General features: G+C 65.3%; 20 protein-coding genes. 10 read left to right on the top strand and 10 right to left on the bottom strand.

The window, feature by feature from the left end; translation table 11 throughout:
* Positions 1-1,750 (top strand): LGFP repeat-containing protein (locus WBF82_RS21270; RefSeq protein ID WP_424384909.1); only part of this gene is annotated, 1,750 nt, incomplete at its 5' end.
* A gap of 18 nt (positions 1,751-1,768) precedes the next feature.
* On the opposite strand, the gene lexA is transcribed toward WBF82_RS21270, so the two are convergent.
* Positions 1,769-2,467, bottom strand: coding sequence for a transcriptional repressor LexA (lexA, locus tag WBF82_RS21275; RefSeq protein ID WP_424384910.1), 699 nt, complete (start codon positions 2,465-2,467; stop codon positions 1,769-1,771).
* Between the two features lie 210 nt (positions 2,468-2,677).
* On the opposite strand from lexA, the gene WBF82_RS21280 reads away from it, so the two are divergent.
* The 5 genes from WBF82_RS21280 (at position 2,678) to WBF82_RS21300 (ending at position 5,978) form a co-directional block, all read left to right on the top strand.
* Entirely contained in the window at positions 2,678-3,160 is a 483-nt protein-coding gene (locus WBF82_RS21280) for a LysM peptidoglycan-binding domain-containing protein (protein WP_424384911.1), read from the top strand.
* Positions 3,161-3,332: 172 nt separating this feature from the next.
* Positions 3,333-3,797 (top strand): transcriptional regulator NrdR, encoded by a 465-nt coding sequence (nrdR, locus tag WBF82_RS21285; protein WP_424077552.1) that lies wholly within the window; start codon positions 3,333-3,335, stop codon positions 3,795-3,797.
* A 19-nt stretch (positions 3,798-3,816) separates the two neighbouring features.
* Entirely contained in the window at positions 3,817-5,025 is a 1,209-nt protein-coding gene (locus tag WBF82_RS21290) for an FAD-dependent oxidoreductase (protein WP_424384912.1), read from the top strand.
* Between the two features lie 24 nt (positions 5,026-5,049).
* Positions 5,050-5,535 carry a peroxynitrite isomerase gene (locus tag WBF82_RS21295; RefSeq protein WP_424384913.1) on the top strand — a complete coding sequence of 162 codons (486 nt, stop codon included), beginning with the start codon at positions 5,050-5,052 and terminating at the stop codon, positions 5,533-5,535.
* Between the two features lie 80 nt (positions 5,536-5,615).
* The gene (locus WBF82_RS21300; RefSeq protein WP_424384914.1) at positions 5,616-5,978 is read left to right on the top strand and encodes a DUF1330 domain-containing protein; all 363 of its coding nucleotides are present in this window, start codon (positions 5,616-5,618) and stop codon (positions 5,976-5,978) included.
* Here WBF82_RS21300 and WBF82_RS21305 read toward each other — a convergent pair.
* The 3 genes from WBF82_RS21305 to WBF82_RS21315 form a co-directional block, all read right to left on the bottom strand.
* Positions 5,975-6,661 carry a PhzF family phenazine biosynthesis protein gene (locus WBF82_RS21305; protein WP_424384915.1) on the bottom strand — a complete coding sequence of 229 codons (687 nt, stop codon included), beginning with the start codon at positions 6,659-6,661 and terminating at the stop codon, positions 5,975-5,977. The two genes, WBF82_RS21300 and WBF82_RS21305, sit on opposite strands and share 4 nt — an antisense overlap.
* A gap of 89 nt (positions 6,662-6,750) precedes the next feature.
* On the bottom strand, positions 6,751-7,773 hold the full coding sequence (locus tag WBF82_RS21310; protein WP_424384916.1) for an alpha/beta fold hydrolase: 1,023 nt from the start codon (positions 7,771-7,773) through the stop codon (positions 6,751-6,753).
* Between the two features lie 36 nt (positions 7,774-7,809).
* Positions 7,810-8,784, bottom strand: coding sequence for a proteasome assembly chaperone family protein (locus WBF82_RS21315; protein WP_424384917.1), 975 nt, complete (start codon positions 8,782-8,784; stop codon positions 7,810-7,812).
* 198 nt (positions 8,785-8,982) lie between these two features.
* On the opposite strand from WBF82_RS21315, the gene WBF82_RS21320 reads away from it, so the two are divergent.
* Both WBF82_RS21320 and WBF82_RS21325 read left to right on the top strand, forming a co-directional pair.
* Positions 8,983-9,777: a trypsin-like serine peptidase gene (locus WBF82_RS21320; protein WP_424384918.1), complete on the top strand. Its 795-nt coding sequence runs from the start codon at positions 8,983-8,985 to the stop codon at positions 9,775-9,777.
* 158 nt (positions 9,778-9,935) lie between these two features.
* The gene (locus tag WBF82_RS21325; RefSeq protein ID WP_424384919.1) at positions 9,936-10,994 is read left to right on the top strand and encodes a DUF4192 domain-containing protein; all 1,059 of its coding nucleotides are present in this window, start codon (positions 9,936-9,938) and stop codon (positions 10,992-10,994) included.
* 21 nt (positions 10,995-11,015) lie between these two features.
* On the opposite strand, the gene WBF82_RS21330 is transcribed toward WBF82_RS21325, so the two are convergent.
* The 3 genes from WBF82_RS21330 to WBF82_RS21340 form a co-directional block, all read right to left on the bottom strand.
* Entirely contained in the window at positions 11,016-11,708 is a 693-nt protein-coding gene (locus WBF82_RS21330) for a metal-dependent transcriptional regulator (RefSeq protein WP_424384920.1), read from the bottom strand.
* Positions 11,709-11,832: 124 nt separating this feature from the next.
* Positions 11,833-12,792 (bottom strand): sigma-70 family RNA polymerase sigma factor SigB, encoded by a 960-nt coding sequence (gene sigB, locus WBF82_RS21335; RefSeq protein WP_424384921.1) that lies wholly within the window; start codon positions 12,790-12,792, stop codon positions 11,833-11,835.
* Between the two features lie 148 nt (positions 12,793-12,940).
* Positions 12,941-13,363, bottom strand: a complete 423-nt coding sequence (locus WBF82_RS21340; RefSeq protein WP_424384922.1) for a DUF3099 domain-containing protein — start codon at positions 13,361-13,363, stop codon at positions 12,941-12,943.
* A 41-nt stretch (positions 13,364-13,404) separates the two neighbouring features.
* On the opposite strand from WBF82_RS21340, the gene WBF82_RS21345 reads away from it, so the two are divergent.
* Entirely contained in the window at positions 13,405-13,644 is a 240-nt protein-coding gene (locus tag WBF82_RS21345) for a DUF3039 domain-containing protein (protein ID WP_424384923.1), read from the top strand.
* Here the strand turns inward: WBF82_RS21345 and WBF82_RS21350 are convergent.
* A complete protein-coding gene (locus WBF82_RS21350) occupies positions 13,631-14,608 on the bottom strand; it encodes a YihY/virulence factor BrkB family protein (RefSeq protein ID WP_424384924.1) in 978 nt (325 codons plus the stop codon). The genes WBF82_RS21345 and WBF82_RS21350 overlap by 14 nt on opposite strands.
* Before the next feature lie 62 nt (positions 14,609-14,670).
* Positions 14,671-14,868 (bottom strand): DUF7455 domain-containing protein, encoded by a 198-nt coding sequence (locus WBF82_RS21355; RefSeq protein ID WP_424384925.1) that lies wholly within the window; start codon positions 14,866-14,868, stop codon positions 14,671-14,673.
* 124 nt (positions 14,869-14,992) lie between these two features.
* On the opposite strand from WBF82_RS21355, the gene WBF82_RS21360 reads away from it, so the two are divergent.
* A complete protein-coding gene (locus WBF82_RS21360) occupies positions 14,993-15,364 on the top strand; it encodes a DUF952 domain-containing protein (RefSeq protein WP_424384927.1) in 372 nt (123 codons plus the stop codon).
* On the opposite strand, the gene WBF82_RS21365 is transcribed toward WBF82_RS21360, so the two are convergent.
* A partial coding sequence (locus tag WBF82_RS21365; RefSeq protein WP_424384926.1) for a Rid family hydrolase occupies positions 15,307-15,501 on the bottom strand: 195 nt, incomplete at its 5' end. The two genes, WBF82_RS21360 and WBF82_RS21365, sit on opposite strands and share 58 nt — an antisense overlap.

Consider the following 15,501-nt stretch of genomic DNA (forward strand, 5'->3'; position numbering starts at 1 on the left):
CCCAGCCACCGGCGCGAAATCGATGTCGGGTGCCATCCTCGACAAATATGAAGCTCTTGGCGGCCCGGCCGCGAGCGATCTGGGTTTCCCCACGATCAACGAAGTACCGGGGCTGTCCGGACCGGACAGTCGGGTCAGCACCTTCTCGGCCAGTGACAAACCGCTGATCTTCTGGACCCCGGAGCACGGAGCATTCGTGGTGCGTGGGGCGATCAACGCCGCATGGGACAAACTGGGCAGCTCCGGTGGCCCTCTCGGCGTCCCTGTCGGTGACGAAACCGACAACGGCGAACTTGCAACCCAGGCATTCAGCGGCGGCCAGGTGTCCTGGAACAGGGTGACCAAGGCGTTCACCACCGTCCCGCCCAATCTGGCGAATCAGCTCGCCGACCTGCAGGTGCCCATCGATCCGACCGCCGCCATCAACATGGCGTGGCGTGCGGCAAGCGGCCCCTCCGGGCCATTGGGCGCCAAACAAGGCGATCAATATCCAATCGGCGGCGACGGGCTGGCCCAGAACTTCGCCGGCGGCAAAATCTTCTTCAGCCCGGCCACCGGCGCCAACGCCGTCGAGAGCGACATTCTGGCGAAATACGAGTCACTGGGCGGCCCGGGCGGCAACCTCGGTTTCCCGATCGCCAACGAGGCCGACGGAGGTCGCAAGCCTGCCAGCCGGGTGAGCGCGTTCGCCGCCGCTGACAAACCGGTGATCTTCTGGACGCCCGACCACGGCGCGTTTGTGGTCCGCGGCGCGATCAAGGCCGCGTGGGACAAACTCGGCGCCGCAACCGGCAAACTTGGTCCGCCGGTGGGCGAGCAGACGGCAAACCAAGACGTGGTCACCCAGAAGTTCGTCCTGGGTCAGATCTCGTGGAATCAGGCGAAGAACACGTTCGCCACTCAGCCGCCGAACTTGGCGTCGGCACTGTCCGGGCTGCAGGTGCCGGGCCAAAAGATGCCGGCCGGTCCGGCGCCGATCGCCGGCGGAAGCTCCTCGTTGAGCTGGCATCGCTGGTGGGTTCCGGTGGCGGTCGCGGCGACGGTGGTGCTGATTGGGATCGCCGCGCTGGTGACCTGGACACGGCGCCGGCGCCGCGCCGCCCGACCTGACACCGGGGTCGTCGAACCCAGCGGTGGTGATGACGCGGTGACCGAGTCTGTTTCGCAGTGGTCGCCGGACGCCGACAGCGACCTCGCGTCGTCAAGCTTGAATGCGCCGTTACGTCCGCGGACCGTGCGCCTGCCGAGTCAGCCGAGTCAACCGGTCAGCGACTGGATGCCACCACAGCGTGACGATTTAGTCGACGAACCGTTGTCCGACGAAATCGAAAGTCCCGCAGAGTTTTCCGACGTGGACGAAGACGTAAGCGAGCACTTCGACGAAGAGTACCTTGCCGAAGATCACTCCGGTGAAGAGGAGCACTTCGACGAAGATCCGGACGCCGTGGACACGGCTCCGACGCGGATTCCAACGCCGACCGAAGTTCGAGGCGGACGGCATGCAGCCGCGGACTCCGACGAGGACACCACGCACTTCGCCGCGGTTACTCCAATTGTGCCCGGCCAGTTGGCGATTCACCTACCGTTGGAGGACCCGTACCAGGTGCCCGACGGATACCCCGTCAAAGCCAACGCCAGCTTCGGCCTCTACTACATGCCCGATAGCGCACTGTACGAGGACACGCTTGCCGAAATCTGGTTCGTCAACGAAGAAATCGCGCAGGCGAACGGATTCAACAAGGCGCAATAAGCCACGGGGCCGCCGCGGTCAGATCTTGCGGATGACCGTGACGATCTTGCCGAGCACGGCAGCGTTGTTGCCCGGAATGGGGTCGAAGGCCGGGTTGTGAGGCATCAGCCAGACCTGACCGCCGGTGCGCTTGAAGGTCTTGACAGTGGCCTCGCCGTCGATCATCGCCGCGACGATATCGCCGTTGTCGGCCACGTTTTGTTGACGCACCACGACCCAGTCACCGTCGCAGATCGCGGCGTCGACCATAGAGTCCCCGACCACCTTGAGCAGAAACAGCGCGCCCTCACCGACGAGTTCCCGCGGCAGCGGAAACACGTCCTCGACGGCCTCCTCGGCAAGGATCGGACCGCCAGCTGCGATGCGCCCCAACACGGGAACGAAGGTAGGTTCCGGCAGTGCGTCCGAGCCCGAGACATCGGTGAGGACTGTCGGTTTCACGTTGTCGTCGGCGCCGCGCACATCGACCGCGCGCGGGCGGTTGGGGTCGCGGCGAAGGTAGCCTTTGCGCTCGAGGGTGCGCAGTTGGTGAGCCACCGAGGACGTCGACGTCAGGCCGACGGCATCGCCGATTTCCCGAATGCTCGGCGGATATCCGCGACTGTTGACCGAAGCGCGGATGACGTCCAAGATCGTGCGCTGCCGTTCAGTGAGCACTGAATCCGCAGGTCGCGCGCTGCGCTCGGGGCCGGCGCCTTGGGTATCGCTGTCGCTCATATGGACGAATGTAGCCGCATTGAGCATCAATATCAAACATGTGTTCGAGGCGTGTCGGCGTGTCGGCGCCGCTGGGCCGCAAAAGTTGTCGGTGCCGTGCCCTAACGTCTGCTGCATGTGCAACAGTTCGATCACATGTTCGGAAATCGAACGCATTATCGATTACGCTTCGAACAAGTGATCGACCACGAGCCGAGCGGAGGAACGCACATGATGCCCATCGAGATGATCTCACCGAGCACGCCGACCCGTTGCCGGCCGGTCCAGGTGCGTCCGGCCGGCCGCCGCGATCGGGCGGGAGCCCGAGGCCCGCAGCCGTCGAGACCGGTCGCGGCGCCCCCGCGTTACCGCGGAACGGGGGTGTTGATGTCGACCGCGTCGCATCGCCCACGTCCGATTACGCCGGCAACCACCGTGGCCCTGGCCCTGCTGGCGGCGGTGATCACGGTCTGGCTCGGACTGGTGGCCCACTTCGGTGGCATGCTGCACGACGGCTCCGACCAGACGGGCGGCCATCTGCCCGACCGGCTCGCCGTGGTTCGAGTCGAACCAGGAGAGACGCTGCATCACTTGGCGGCCCGGGTAGCGCCCGATGCGCCGGCCAGCCAGGTCGCCGCGCGGATTCGCGAACTCAACGATCTCGGCTCGGCGACGGTGACGGCCGGTCAGACGCTGATCGCGCCGGTGGGTTGACGACTCCGCCGTGCATGGCCGAAACCCGCATACCTCAATGCTGCTCGGCTACTACGGTGCCGGCCACGACCGCCCGACGCGACCTCCGCTGACGCTAGGTCAGTGGGGGAGTGCGCAGGTAGGCTCGGGGTGGTTTCAGACATCCCGTTGTCGGCGCGGCGAAGGAGCGGTCATGCACTGTCCGTTCTGTCGCCATCCCGATTCGCGAGTCGTCGACTCTCGGGAGACCGATGAGGGTCAGGCCATCCGACGCCGTCGGTCCTGCCCGGAGTGCGGCCGGCGATTCACCACAGTCGAGACGGCGGTGCTCGCCGTCGTCAAGCGCAGCGGTGTCACCGAGCCGTTCAGCCGCGAGAAGGTGATCAGCGGTGTGCGTCGCGCCTGCCAAGGCCGCCAAGTCGACGACGACGCGTTGAATCTGCTCGCGCAACAGGTCGAAGACGCGGTACGGGCCAGTGGGTCACCGGAAGTCCCTAGCCACGAAGTCGGGTTGGCGATCCTCGGTCCGCTGCGAGATCTCGACGAGGTGGCCTATCTCCGATTCGCTTCGGTGTACCGGTCCTTTTCGTCCGCAGACGATTTCGAGCGCGAGATTGAGGCGTTGCGCGCCCACCGCGAGGTGTCGGCACCCGGTTGATCGCAGGTAGGGTCGGCTCGTGGCTCAAGTCCTGCAAACCCAAGTCTGTGTTGCCGGTGGCGGTCCCGCGGGCTTGGTTCATGCGCTGCTGCTGGCCCGCGCCGGGATCCAGGTCGTCGTCTTGGAAAAGCACAACGATTTCCTGCGCGACTTCCGCGGTGACACCGTGCATCCGACCACTCTGCGGATCATGGACGAGCTCGGGTTCATCGACGAGTTTCTGCGTCTACCGCACACCAGGATCACCCGCGTCGCGTTCGACACCGAAGGCTCACTGCGCACTTTCGGCAACTTCAACGCACTGAAATGGCTGGGCTTCAAACAGCCGTACATCGCATTGATGCCGCAGTGGGACTTCCTGGACTTTCTCGCTGAAAAGGCAAGTGCCTACCCGGAATTCACCCTGATCCGCAACGCCGAAGTCAAGGATGTGGTTGTCGAGGGTGATCGCATCGTCGGGGTGCGCACACCGGAGCTGGAGGTGCGGGCCGAGCTGGTGGTCGGGGCCGACGGTCGCGCGTCGGCGGTTCGCGCCGCGGCGGGATTGGAGATCGCAAGCGCGAGCTCGCGGATGGATGTCTTGTGGTTTCGGCTCAAGTGGCGGCCGGGCGACCCCGAAGAACTCTTTGCGATACTCCGCAAAGGTTTGCTGATGGCCATGATCTACCGCGGTGACTATTGGCAGGTCGCGCATTTGATGCCCAAGGGCCAGAACCCCCGGGACGCTTCACTGGAGGATTTCAAAAAGCGGCTGGCCTCAACGCTGCCCAAGTTGGCAGAACACGTCGACGATTTGCACTCCTGGGACGACACGAGCCAACTCGATGTGCGAGTGGATCGGCTCAAGATTTGGTGGCGTCGCGGCTTGCTCTGCATCGGCGATGCCGCGCACGCCATGTCGCCGGCCGGTGGGGTCGGCATCAACCTCGCTGTTGCCGATGCGGTGGCCGCTGCCAACATCCTTTGCGGCCCGCTGCGCGAAGGCCGGTTGACCGATGCCGACCTCGCCAAGGTGCAGCGCCGCCGCGAGCTACCCACCCGGATCATCCAGGCGGGGCAAGTGCTCATCCAGAACCGGGCGGTGGAACCGTATTTGACCGGCGACCTATCGCCGATCCGTATTCCGAAGTTCGTCGGCCGCGGCCCGCTGCAGTTCATCCCGCCGATCGTTGTCGGCCGGGGTTTCCGCCCCGAGCATGTCCGCACGCCGGACGCACACACTGCCTAGTGGCCAGCAGATAGGCTGTGCGGCATGCTGCCTGACCTGCACCCCGACTTGCAGGCGCTCGCTCCGTTGCTCGGTACTTGGCAGGGTCGCGGGTCGGGCACATATCCCACCATCGAGCCGTTCGACTACCTCGAGGAAGTCGCGTTTTCCCATGTGGGCAAGCCGTTTTTGATCTACGGGCAGAAAACCAAATCCGCTGCCGACGGCAAGCCGCTGCACGCCGAGACGGGATATCTTCGAGTACCGCAACCCGGTCATGTCGAACTGGTGCTCGCACACCCAAGCGGCATCACCGAAATCGAGGTCGGCACTTACACCGCCGACGGCACGACGATCGCGCTCGACATGACGACCGCAAACATCGGCCTGACACCAACGGCCAAAGAGGTGACTGCCCTGGGCCGCAGCTTCCGGCTCGACGGCGACGAGCTGTCGTATTCGCTGCAGATGGGCGCGGTCGGGCAACCGCTGCAGCACCACCTGTCCGCGGTATTGCACCGCAACGGTTAAGCCCCGCTCGAAGGTGAGGAGACCATAGCGTGGACGTCGAAAATGCAGTCTACCCAACGCAATCCCGCGTGGAAGAATTGATGGCAGACAGTTCCGGCGGTCCCGTCGTGATGCTCAACCTGCTGAAGTTCCGGACGACAGCCGCCTACCCCGACGGGCGTGCCAGCGACCTGACCGGCCGCCAGGCCTACGACCTCTACGGCGCACCGATGAAGAAAGTCATCGAAAACGGCGGCGGGAGAGTGCTTTTCGGTGGTGCGATCGCATCGCTGGTAATCGGCGAGGTCGACGACTTGTGGGATACGTGTCTACTGGTCGAATATCCTTCAGCCGCCGCATTTGCCGCGATAGTGACCTCCCCCGAAGTCGCGGAGATCGGCGTTCACCGCGCCGCGGGACTGGAGGGTCAGTTGCTGATCCGGGTGACACAGCTGGCGCTCTAGACGAACTGCGTCACACCGTCGTCGACGACGCGCCCGGAAACCCGAACCCAGCCCTCCGGGCTCCACGTGGTGTGGATTGCCGATCCCTTGCCCTGGGTGATGGTCAAGTCGCGGCTGAGGTAGTCGGTGATTCGCACGGCAGCTGACCCTGTCGCTTCGTCTTCCGGCACCCCCAGGTTCTCGCAGAACACGCGGGCGCGCAGCGATCCAGCGGACTCATCGATCCATGCCCACAGGTAGTGGGAGACGTCATCGGGGAAGTCGGCGGGGTCGGCGGCTGCCAGGTCATCGAGCGACCCGACATCGTAAATGGCGAACTCCGGAGCCCATTCCGAGCGGGCGCTGATCGTCGTGACGTCGTCGTCGTAGCTCACTTGCACAATGCCGGCCGGCACCTGCAGCGTGCGGATCGGCGTACCCCTGGCGCGCAACCACCATGACGCTCCGACGGTCGGGTGTCCGGCGAACGGCAGCTCGGTGGCCGGGGTGTAGATGCGAGCCTGCGCGGTGGTGGAACCGGCGCTCGGCAAATCGACGAAAACTGTTTCGCTGTAGCCTAATTGAGTGGCGATGCGCTGGTGCCACGAGACCTCGACGGTGCGGGCGTCGACGACGCCCAGGGCATTGCCAAAATTCCCCGCTGTGTTAGTGAACACCCGCAACACTGTGACGTCGAAGCCCATGCGCGCCGCTCCTCCTCATCGCTCCGCTGAAGCATCGTCGCCGGCGCGACCCATAGCTCGACCATAGACGTCGCCCCGCCGGGCCGCGATCAGGTGGCGCTGCGCTCGTCGGACCCCATGGCATTCAACACTGCGACGCGGGTGTCGACCGGTCCGGAGACGGTTTGCGCGCCGCCACCGGTACGCAGCAGCTCGCGCAACGCGGCCTGGTCGTGTTCGGCGGGCTCGGTATTGTCGATGAAGCGCTCGACGACCTCGATGAAACGGTCCGGATCGTCGTGGAACGGAAAATGGCCGGAGCGCTCGAAAATCTCCAACTGGGAACCCGGCATCGCGGCGTGCGCCATCCGGGCATGGCTGACCGGCACTACCACATCGTCTGTGCCCCAAATGATTTGCACTGGAACGGACGCAGTCAAATAACATCGATCCAGCATGGTGACCATCTGGCCGCGCCAGTCGACCACCGCCCGCAACGTCCGGGTGAACGCCGCTGAGGCCATCGGCTCGGGTAAATCGGCCAGCACCCGCAGCACATCCGGTAGGTCGTGGCCAAGAGCCGTTGATCCCAACACCCTGCCGGCCGCGCGTCCGGCGATCTGCAGAGTCGGCAGCACCAACGGCAGCCGAAGCAACGCCAGCGCCTCGGCGCCCATCGGCAAGGACGCCAGCCGCAACACCAGGTTGACGTCTTTGGTGACGCCGCCGGCCCCGACCAGGACCAGCCGCTCCACCAATTGCGGGAACTGGTAGGCGAACTGCATTGCCACCCCGCCGCCAAGCGAGTGGCCGACGACGGTGGCGCGCTCGATGTCGAGGACGGAAAGCAGGTCGCGCAGACCGTTGGCGTAAGCCGCGACCGAGTAGTCGGCACGTGGCTTGTCCGACTGTCCGTGCCCCAGCAGGTCGACGGCGATCACGGTGAACCGCTGTGCGAGCTTGGCTTGAACCGCCTCCCAGGTGGTGGAGTTGTCACCAATTCCGTGAATTAGCAGGATCACTGGACCCGAGCCGGCGATTCGGAACGCACGGCGATACCCATGGACCGTGCGGAACTGAAGCGTTGGGGTGACCTCCCGCACCGAGCGCAAATTGGGCTTTCGCTGAGTCATCTCGCCAACTTCGCTGTCGGGCCCGGGAGCGGGCGCTCACGTCGGATCGTCGTCGTCGAACTTCTTCTCTGCCTGCTGGGCGAGGAATCGCTCGAACTCCGCGCCGAGTTCGTCGCCGCTAGGTAGATCTTCATCCCGCGCCAGCAGCGACCGTTCCTCCTGAGCGGCGATGAAGTGATCGTACTGTCGCTCCAGCGCAGCCACCACTTGAGCGACTTCCGAGCTCGCCTCAACCTGCTCGTCGACCTTGGCCGCAATTTCAACCGCCGCCTCTTCCAGCGCCTTCAGCGGGAACTGCAGCGATCCGGTCTTGGCGACTTGCTCCAGCAGTGCCTGCGCGGCGGCCGGATAGTCGGTCTGCGCCAAGTAGTGCGGGACATGCACGGTGAAGCCGACCACTTCGTGGCCGTGCTGAGCCATCCGGTATTCCAACAAGTTCGACGCGCTGCCGGGAACCTGAACCTCGGCGATCCACGGCGTGAAGTCGGTGATCAACTCGCGGTTGTTGGAGTGCGCCGTCATCGTCACCGGCCGCGTATGCGGGACGGCCATCGGTATCGTTCCCAGGCCGATGGTCTGCCGTACGCCCAAACGCTCGGCCAACAACCGCACCGCGGTGATGAACCGTTCCCATTTCAAATCCGGCTCCATGCCGGCCAGCAGCAAAAACGGCGTCCCGACACTGTCATGCATGGCGTACAGGCTCAGCTCTGGGTCGTCGTACTGGGTGAAGTGATCGGTCTTGAACGTCATCAGTGGCCGCCGTGACCGATAGTCGAGCAGCTCGTCGATCGCGAACGAGGCGACAAGTTCGGTGTCCAGCGCGTCCTTGAGGTGGCCGGCGGCCAGCCGGATCGCATGACCGGCGTCGGAAAAGCCTTCCAGCGCGTGCACTAACACCGGGCCGCGACCATCCGACGCCGACAGCTGCGGCGCCGGGAACTCGAGCTCGTACATGCCGTTCTGCTCGGGCTGGTAATGCTCCCTGTCGGGGGGCTGGTTATCGCCCATCGCTTGCCTCCTCGCGCGGCGCGGTGTCCCGCAACCGTGTCAGATAGTGTCTCTCAAATCCGCTGGCCGCGGATACCTGACCCGCTGCCGGTTGGCACACCCATGTGTTCACCGAACGCTGCCGCTTACGGTCGCATTCCGCAGGGGTACCCGTTTCGGCGTCACCTGCGCCCGCCCGATCGGGCATGATCGACAACGATGCGCATTCTGGCACCAGCGGTGGGCTCGATCGCCGTCCTGGCGGCGTCAGCGGCATGCGGTCATCAGCCGCCTGCTGCGCCGGTCATCAGCGAACACAAGCCAGCCGTGGTCGACTCCCCGAGCCAGATTCTCGCGGCACCGGTCAATCCCGATCCGCGGGTGGGCGCGATTTTCTTCGGAGGCGGCGACCTGCACGCCTGCACCGGCTCGGTATTGCACTCGGCGGAAGGCAATCTGGTGCTTACCGCCGCGCACTGCCTGGGCGCAGGCGGCCCGGAGACCTTTGTTCCCGGTTTCGCCCACCAAGCCGGGCCGGGCGATGTCTGGACGCTGGATGTGGTTTACCTGGATCCCCGTTGGCTCGCCAATAGAGATCCGCACGCCGACTACGCGATCGTCCGGGTCAGCCGCCCCGAGGGCGGATCGGTCGAGGCCCAGGTCGGCTCGGCGCTGTCACTGGGGTCGGCACCCGCGAAAGACACCCGGGTGAAGGTGGTCGCCTACCCGGCCGGCGTCGGCGGCATGCCCGTCGGTTGTCAGGCCAGCACGGGAATCAGCGACGGCGGCTACCCCGAGTTGCTGTGCGCGGGCCTGGCCGACGGCACCAGCGGCGCGCCCTGGATCAGCGGCTCGAGCGTCAGCGGGGTGATCGGCGGTCTGCATGGCGGCGGCTGCGCGGAGAACCTGTCCTACTCGCCACCGTTCGAGCAGCACATCACCGATCTCATGGCACGCGCCGAGGCCGGCGGCCCGGGCGACGTGGCGCCCGCGGCGTTCGATGACGACTGCTAGCCATCGAACTGGCTGAGTGCGCGCACCTTGTTCATCACGTCCAGCGCGGCCAGCTTGTGGTTCACGGTTATCCCCAGCTGGACTTTTGTCCACAGCTCGCGGGTGGTGCCGTCTGTATCGCGGACGGGCTGACAGTGTCGATTGCCAGCGTGGGCGGCATGACCAAACAGCGAGAAGACTTCGAACTGAATCGCCCCGCCGCGATGATCGCGGCGCTCCCGGCCGTGCTGGGCTTCGTGCCGGAAAAATCGCTGGTGGTGATATCGATCGACGACAACGAGCTCGGGTCGGTGATGCGGGTCGACCTCTCCGACGCGCTCGCTGGCCAGATCGGGCAGCTCGCCGAGGTGGCGTCGGTCGCCAGCCCGGAGGCGGCCATTGTGGTCATTGTCGACGCCGACGGCGCGGGCTGCCCGACGTGCAACGAGGAGTACCGCGACCTTTGTACGACGCTCACCGACGAGCTGGCGCTGCGCGACATCACGCTGTGGGCCGCGCATGTGGTGGACCGGGTCGCCGCCGGGGGTCGCTGGCACTGCGTGGATGGTTGCGGCGCCGGCGGTGTGATCGACGACCCGTCCGCCTCGCCGGTGGCGGTGGCGGCGGTGCTCGACGGCCGTCGGCTTTATGCCCGGCGCGCTGACCTGCAGTCGGTCATCGCGGTCGATGAGGGGGCGTCAACCGCTGCGCTGGCCGAGCTGATCGGCGAACGGGCCGCGTTAAGGGATGCCGCACGTGCTGCCGATCCTTCTGCCTGCGTGCGCCGCGACGTCGAGGACGCGATCGCTGCGGCCGGCCGGGTCGGCGAGGGACACCGGCTCTCCGACGCGGAGCTGGCCGCGCTGGCCTGCGCGCTGGACGACGGGGAGTTCCGCGACACGATGTATGCCCTGGCAGTCGGCCGCCGCGCCGGAGAGGCCGAGTCGCTGTGGGCGCTGCTATCGCGCAGCCTGCCTACGCCGTGGCGGGTGGAGGCGCTGGTGTTGGTGGCGTTCAGCGCCTATGCGCGTGGCGACGGCCCGTTGGCCGGGGTGTCGCTGGAGGCCGCCCTGCGCTGCCAAGCCGACCACCGGATGGCGGGCATGCTCGACACGGCGTTGCAATCGGGTCTGCGACCCGAGCAGATTCGCGAATTGGCTGTCAGCGGGTACCGACTGGCCGAGCGGCTCGGGCTGCGATTGCCGCCTCGACGGACGTTCGGCCGACGAGCGGTGTAGCTGGCCGTTTAAATGGCGCGGTTAGACCTTTTCGACCTTGACGGCGTGCGCCATCTCATGCGGCAGGCTGACGGTCTCGTGGCCCGGTATCACGATCGTCACGCCGCCGGTCGGGTTGGTCTCGACGGTCACCCGCGCGTTGGGAACCACGCCGGCGTCCTTGAGCCGGGTGATCAGGTCGATGTCGCCCTGCACATGTTCGGTGAGCTGGCGCACCACGACCGCGACCGGCGATCCGGCCGGCAACTCCGTGAGCCGCACCAAGTTGGGCTCTTCGTCGCCGAATCCCGGCCCAACTCCCAAATCCAGCAGCCCCGGAATCGGGTTGCCGAATGGCGAGGTCGTCGGGTTGTTGAGGACTTGCACAAGGCGGCGCTCGACGTCTTCGCTCATCACGTGCTCCCAGCGGCAAGCCTCGGCGTGCACCTCTTCCCACGGCAAGCCGATGACATCGACCAGCAGCCGCTCGGCGAGCCGGTGTTTACGCATCACCGAGATGGCCAGCGAGCGGCCCTTGTCGGTGAGTTCGAGGTGGCGGTCGCCGGCCACATGAAGCAGGCCGTCGCGTTCCATCCGCGACACGGTCTGGCTGACCGTGGGTCCGCTCTGGTCAAGTCGTTCAGCGATACGGGCACGCAGCGGCGTTACGCCCTCTTCTTCGAGGTCGTAAATCGTCCGCAGGTACATCTCGGTGGTATCAACCAGGTCGTTCATTCCGCACCCTCCATTGCCGCTGAGTCTACTTGCCCAGCTGCGTGAATGGTCCGCTAACACTCCCGCACAGCAGTATGCCCGCCGCTGGCGCGGCGGGCATACGCTTCGATGTTGGTCTAGGTCGTCAGCTGGCGTAAGACCGCAGTCGGTCGGCCCGCTCACCGTTGCGGAGCTTGGACATAACCTCGCGCTCGATTTGGCGAACCCGCTCACGGGACAGGCCGAACAGCTTGCCGATCTGGTCGAGCGTGCGGGGCTGTCCGTCGTCGAGCCCGAAGCGCAACCGGATGACCTGATGCTCACGCTCATCGAGCGTTGCCAGCACCGTGCGGATGTCGGTGTGCAGCAGCTCGGCGATCACCGCGTTCTCGGCGGACATCGCTTCGGCGTCCTCGATGAAATCACCCAGCGGAGCCTCTTCCTCGGAGCCGACCGGCATGTCGAGGCTTACCGGGTCGCGGCTGTGCTCAAGCAGGTCGTTGATCTTCTCGACCGGAATGCCCGACTCGGCGGCGAGTTCCTCATCCGTGGCTTCACGGCCGAGGTTCTGGTGCATTTCACGCTTGATCCGTGCCAGCTTGTTCACCTGCTCAACGAGGTGAACCGGCAGCCGGATGGTGCGGCTCTGGTCGGCCATGCCCCTGGTGATCGCCTGGCGGATCCACCAAGTCGCGTAGGTCGAAAACTTGAATCCCTTTGTGTAGTCGAACTTTTCCATCGCGCGGATCAAACCCAGATTGCCTTCCTGGATGAGATCCAGCAGTGGCATTCCGCGGCCTGTGTAGCGCTTCGCCAACGACACGACCAACCGAAGGTTGGCTTCCAGCAGGTGGCTTCGTGCTGCTTCGCCGTCCCGAACCACCACTGCCAAGTCGCGTTTGCGGTTCTCGCCGAGACGCTTGCGGGTGTTGAGCAGATGCTGTGCGTAGAGGCCGGCCTCGATGCGCTTGGCGAGTTCGACTTCATCGGCGGCATTGAGCAACGCCGTTTTACCGATCCCGTTCAGATACACGCGCACCAGGTCCGCGGCTGGGCTCTGAGCGTCCAGATCGCCGTCAACCCGGCTTGTGGTGGCATTTGCCATGGGGGCCTCCTGATAGGCGTGTGCTGTCATGAGGTACAACGACCAACTTGGTGGTGGAGTTCCCACTGGGTGGCCATCTCACACCCGTTGACGTGCGCGGATGTCCGCGCGGTCTGAGAATGTGTTAAGAAGCCGGTGCGCCGGCAGGTTATTCGGAACCGTCGGCTGCTGGCCGCGGCGATTCCGGTTGCGGCGCTGCGCGAGTGTGCTGCTCGATCGCGGGGCGTTCAGCGGTGGGGAACAGCGGAGTGCGCCGCGTCACACCGTCGAAGCGCCGGGGTTCGTCGGGGTGCCGAGGCGGTCGGTCGTTGGCGATCAGTACTGCCATCCAGGGCAGCGGGATCGACGCGACGATGATCAGAAGTGAGATCAAACCGTTGTGCCACATGCCGTATGCGACCGCGGCCAGGATCAGCGCCGGAATCCGGAAGCTCATCAGCGTCAAGTATTTCCGCACTCGCTGGCGGTGCTGTACGTCGTATGCCGGCGCCGCGGCCGTGATGAGTACCGGTCGGCCCTCGTCGTCGAAACCCAGCTCGGTGCCGCGCTTCATTTCTCTACTGTTCCACACTTCGGCAACCCCGTCGAAGCCGATTGCGGCACAATATGACCATGCGAACCGAGACGATCGAGCGCACCGATACCGACGAACGCGTCGACGACGGGACCGACAGCGACACCCCCAAGTACTTCCACTACGTCAAGAAGAACAAGATCGCTGAAAGCGCCGTGATGGGCACGCATGTCGTGGCGCTGTGCGGTGAGGTGTTTCCGGTGACGAAGGCCGCCAAGCCAGGCTCACCGGTATGCCCGGACTGCAAGCGGATCTACGAGAAGCTCAAGACGGGCTGACCTGATCGGCGTCGACGCACGGAGCTGAGTCCGTCTCGTCGTCGGTATCGTCAGCCTTGGCGCGTGCTACCACCCACCGCCGCAGCCGGTGGGCATGGGTGCGGGGGGCCGGCCACTCCTCCTGGATGGCGGCGTTGAATTCTGCGCCCAGCATGATCGCGAAGCCGGCGAAGAAGGCGAACAGTAGGAATGCGATCGGTGTGGCCAGTGCCCCGTACGTGTAGCCGGTGCCGGTGATCCACCAGAGGTAGATGCGCAGCCCCAGCGTCGCGATCACGAAGGCCACGCTGGCCAGTGCCGCACCGAAGATCAGTCGGTGCGACGGCAGCGGCTCGGGTAAGGCCACGCGGTACAGGATCACCACAGTGACGATCAACCCGGTGAGTAACGCCGGGTAGTAGCCGTAGGCCAAGACGTCCTGCAGGCCGTCGGGGATGAGTTGGGCGAGCTTGCGCGGGCCGCGCACCATCAGCGGGGCGGTGATGATCAGGAACAGCAGCATCACCACGTACAAGAGCAGCGCGAAGAGCCGTTGGCGGACGGGATGGCGCAGCGGGGTCTGGTCGTGGGCCTCGACGACCGAATCGACGAAAGCCGAGATTGCCGACGATCCGGCCCATAGCGAGATCACAAAGCCCAGGGACACCACTTCACCACGGGCGCCGCGGTCGATGTCGGCAATCGTCGGTTCGATGATCCCGTGGACGACGCTCGGCGAAAAAATCTTGTCCGACATCGACACCAGGCGCTGCTCGATCCCCGGCATGGTGTCCGGCCCGAATAGCGGCGCCACGTAGGCGAGGCTGCCCAGCATTCCCAATAACAGCGGCGGCAGGGACAGCGCTGACCAGAATGCGGCCTGCGCCGACTCCGAGAAGATCGAGTCGTCCCAACTTTTCGTTAGCGCCCGGCGAGTGATGCGCCAGATGTGGTGGCGCGAAGGCTTCACTGCTCGGTCGCTCATGACCAGTTCAGGATTCCTGACTAGTAGTCCTGCCGCCAGGATTGCAGGTGGCGAGTAGTGGCTTAGGAGTCCAGCGGGACTGCGCTGGCTTCAAGCACGGCAGACGCCTCGATCAGCTTGGCCTCGTGCTCGTTGGCGTGGTGTTGGCAGAAGAGAAGCTCTGCGCCGGAGGGCAACGTGGCACGAACACGGGCGGCAGCGCCGCACCGATCGCACCGATCAGCCCTGGTTAGTTCTGGACTGGTCAAAGTCGCGTTCATCGCTACTCCTTCTGGCCTTAAAACACTGTCTCAGATGTCAACGCGTTTGGCCGTCTTCACCGAGGGTTTACCCGCTGTGTCGTTTCTCACGCCTGAGCTTTTGGGGCTCCGGCAGGATGGCGGTGTGACCCAACGCCCGGCCGTGCTGGTGCACCTGTGCCCCTCCGACGAGTGGTCGTCTGCCAAGGCCCGGGGCGAGCTACAGCCCGAGTCGCTAGCCAGCGTCGGATTCATCCATCTGTCGACGCCGCAGCAGGTACACCTGCCGGCCAACCGCCTGTTCCGCGGTCGCGACGACCTGGTGTTGCTGCATATCGAAACCGACCGTCTGGACGCACCCATTCATTGGGAACCCGGAGTGCCAACGGATCCCGAGTCGATGCTGTTCCCCCATTTGTATGGAGCCCTGCCGGTTGGTGCTGTGATTAACGTCACCACCTACCGCCCGGACGCGGACGGCGTCTTCGCGCCGGTCGCCGAATCGGCTGCCGAGTAGGCGTCGGCTTCGATCTCGACCAACAGTTCCGGCGCTATCAGCGCAGCTACCTCGACCATGGTGGCCGCGGGCCGGATCTCACCGAAGACCTCGGAATGCACCGCCGCGACCTCACGCCAGCGAGAAATATCGGTCAC

This window comes from Mycobacterium sp. (assembly GCF_049673265.1).
In the GTDB taxonomy this organism is placed as follows: domain Bacteria; phylum Actinomycetota; class Actinomycetes; order Mycobacteriales; family Mycobacteriaceae; genus Mycobacterium.

What these genes read in the sequence shown, in the direction of transcription:
- lexA (WP_424384910.1), bottom strand. Translation starts at nt 2,467, where the DNA reads ATGAGCGACAGCGATACCCAAGGCGCCGGCCCCGAGCGCAGCGCGCGA.
- WBF82_RS21280 (WP_424384911.1), top strand. Translation starts at nt 2,678, where the DNA reads ATGATGCCCATCGAGATGATCTCACCGAGCACGCCGACCCGTTGCCGG.
- nrdR (WP_424077552.1), top strand. Translation starts at nt 3,333, where the DNA reads ATGCACTGTCCGTTCTGTCGCCATCCCGATTCGCGAGTCGTCGACTCT.
- WBF82_RS21295 (WP_424384913.1), top strand. Translation starts at nt 5,050, where the DNA reads ATGCTGCCTGACCTGCACCCCGACTTGCAGGCGCTCGCTCCGTTGCTC.
- WBF82_RS21300 (WP_424384914.1), top strand. Translation starts at nt 5,616, where the DNA reads ATGGCAGACAGTTCCGGCGGTCCCGTCGTGATGCTCAACCTGCTGAAG.
- WBF82_RS21305 (WP_424384915.1), bottom strand. Translation starts at nt 6,661, where the DNA reads ATGGGCTTCGACGTCACAGTGTTGCGGGTGTTCACTAACACAGCGGGG.
- WBF82_RS21310 (WP_424384916.1), bottom strand. Translation starts at nt 7,773, where the DNA reads ATGACTCAGCGAAAGCCCAATTTGCGCTCGGTGCGGGAGGTCACCCCA.
- WBF82_RS21315 (WP_424384917.1), bottom strand. Translation starts at nt 8,784, where the DNA reads ATGGGCGATAACCAGCCCCCCGACAGGGAGCATTACCAGCCCGAGCAG.
- WBF82_RS21320 (WP_424384918.1), top strand. Translation starts at nt 8,983, where the DNA reads ATGCGCATTCTGGCACCAGCGGTGGGCTCGATCGCCGTCCTGGCGGCG.
- WBF82_RS21325 (WP_424384919.1), top strand. Translation starts at nt 9,936, where the DNA reads ATGACCAAACAGCGAGAAGACTTCGAACTGAATCGCCCCGCCGCGATG.
- WBF82_RS21330 (WP_424384920.1), bottom strand. Translation starts at nt 11,708, where the DNA reads ATGAACGACCTGGTTGATACCACCGAGATGTACCTGCGGACGATTTAC.
- sigB (WP_424384921.1), bottom strand. Translation starts at nt 12,792, where the DNA reads ATGGCAAATGCCACCACAAGCCGGGTTGACGGCGATCTGGACGCTCAG.
- WBF82_RS21345 (WP_424384923.1), top strand. Translation starts at nt 13,405, where the DNA reads ATGCGAACCGAGACGATCGAGCGCACCGATACCGACGAACGCGTCGAC.
- WBF82_RS21350 (WP_424384924.1), bottom strand. Translation starts at nt 14,608, where the DNA reads ATGAGCGACCGAGCAGTGAAGCCTTCGCGCCACCACATCTGGCGCATC.
- WBF82_RS21355 (WP_424384925.1), bottom strand. Translation starts at nt 14,868, where the DNA reads ATGAACGCGACTTTGACCAGTCCAGAACTAACCAGGGCTGATCGGTGC.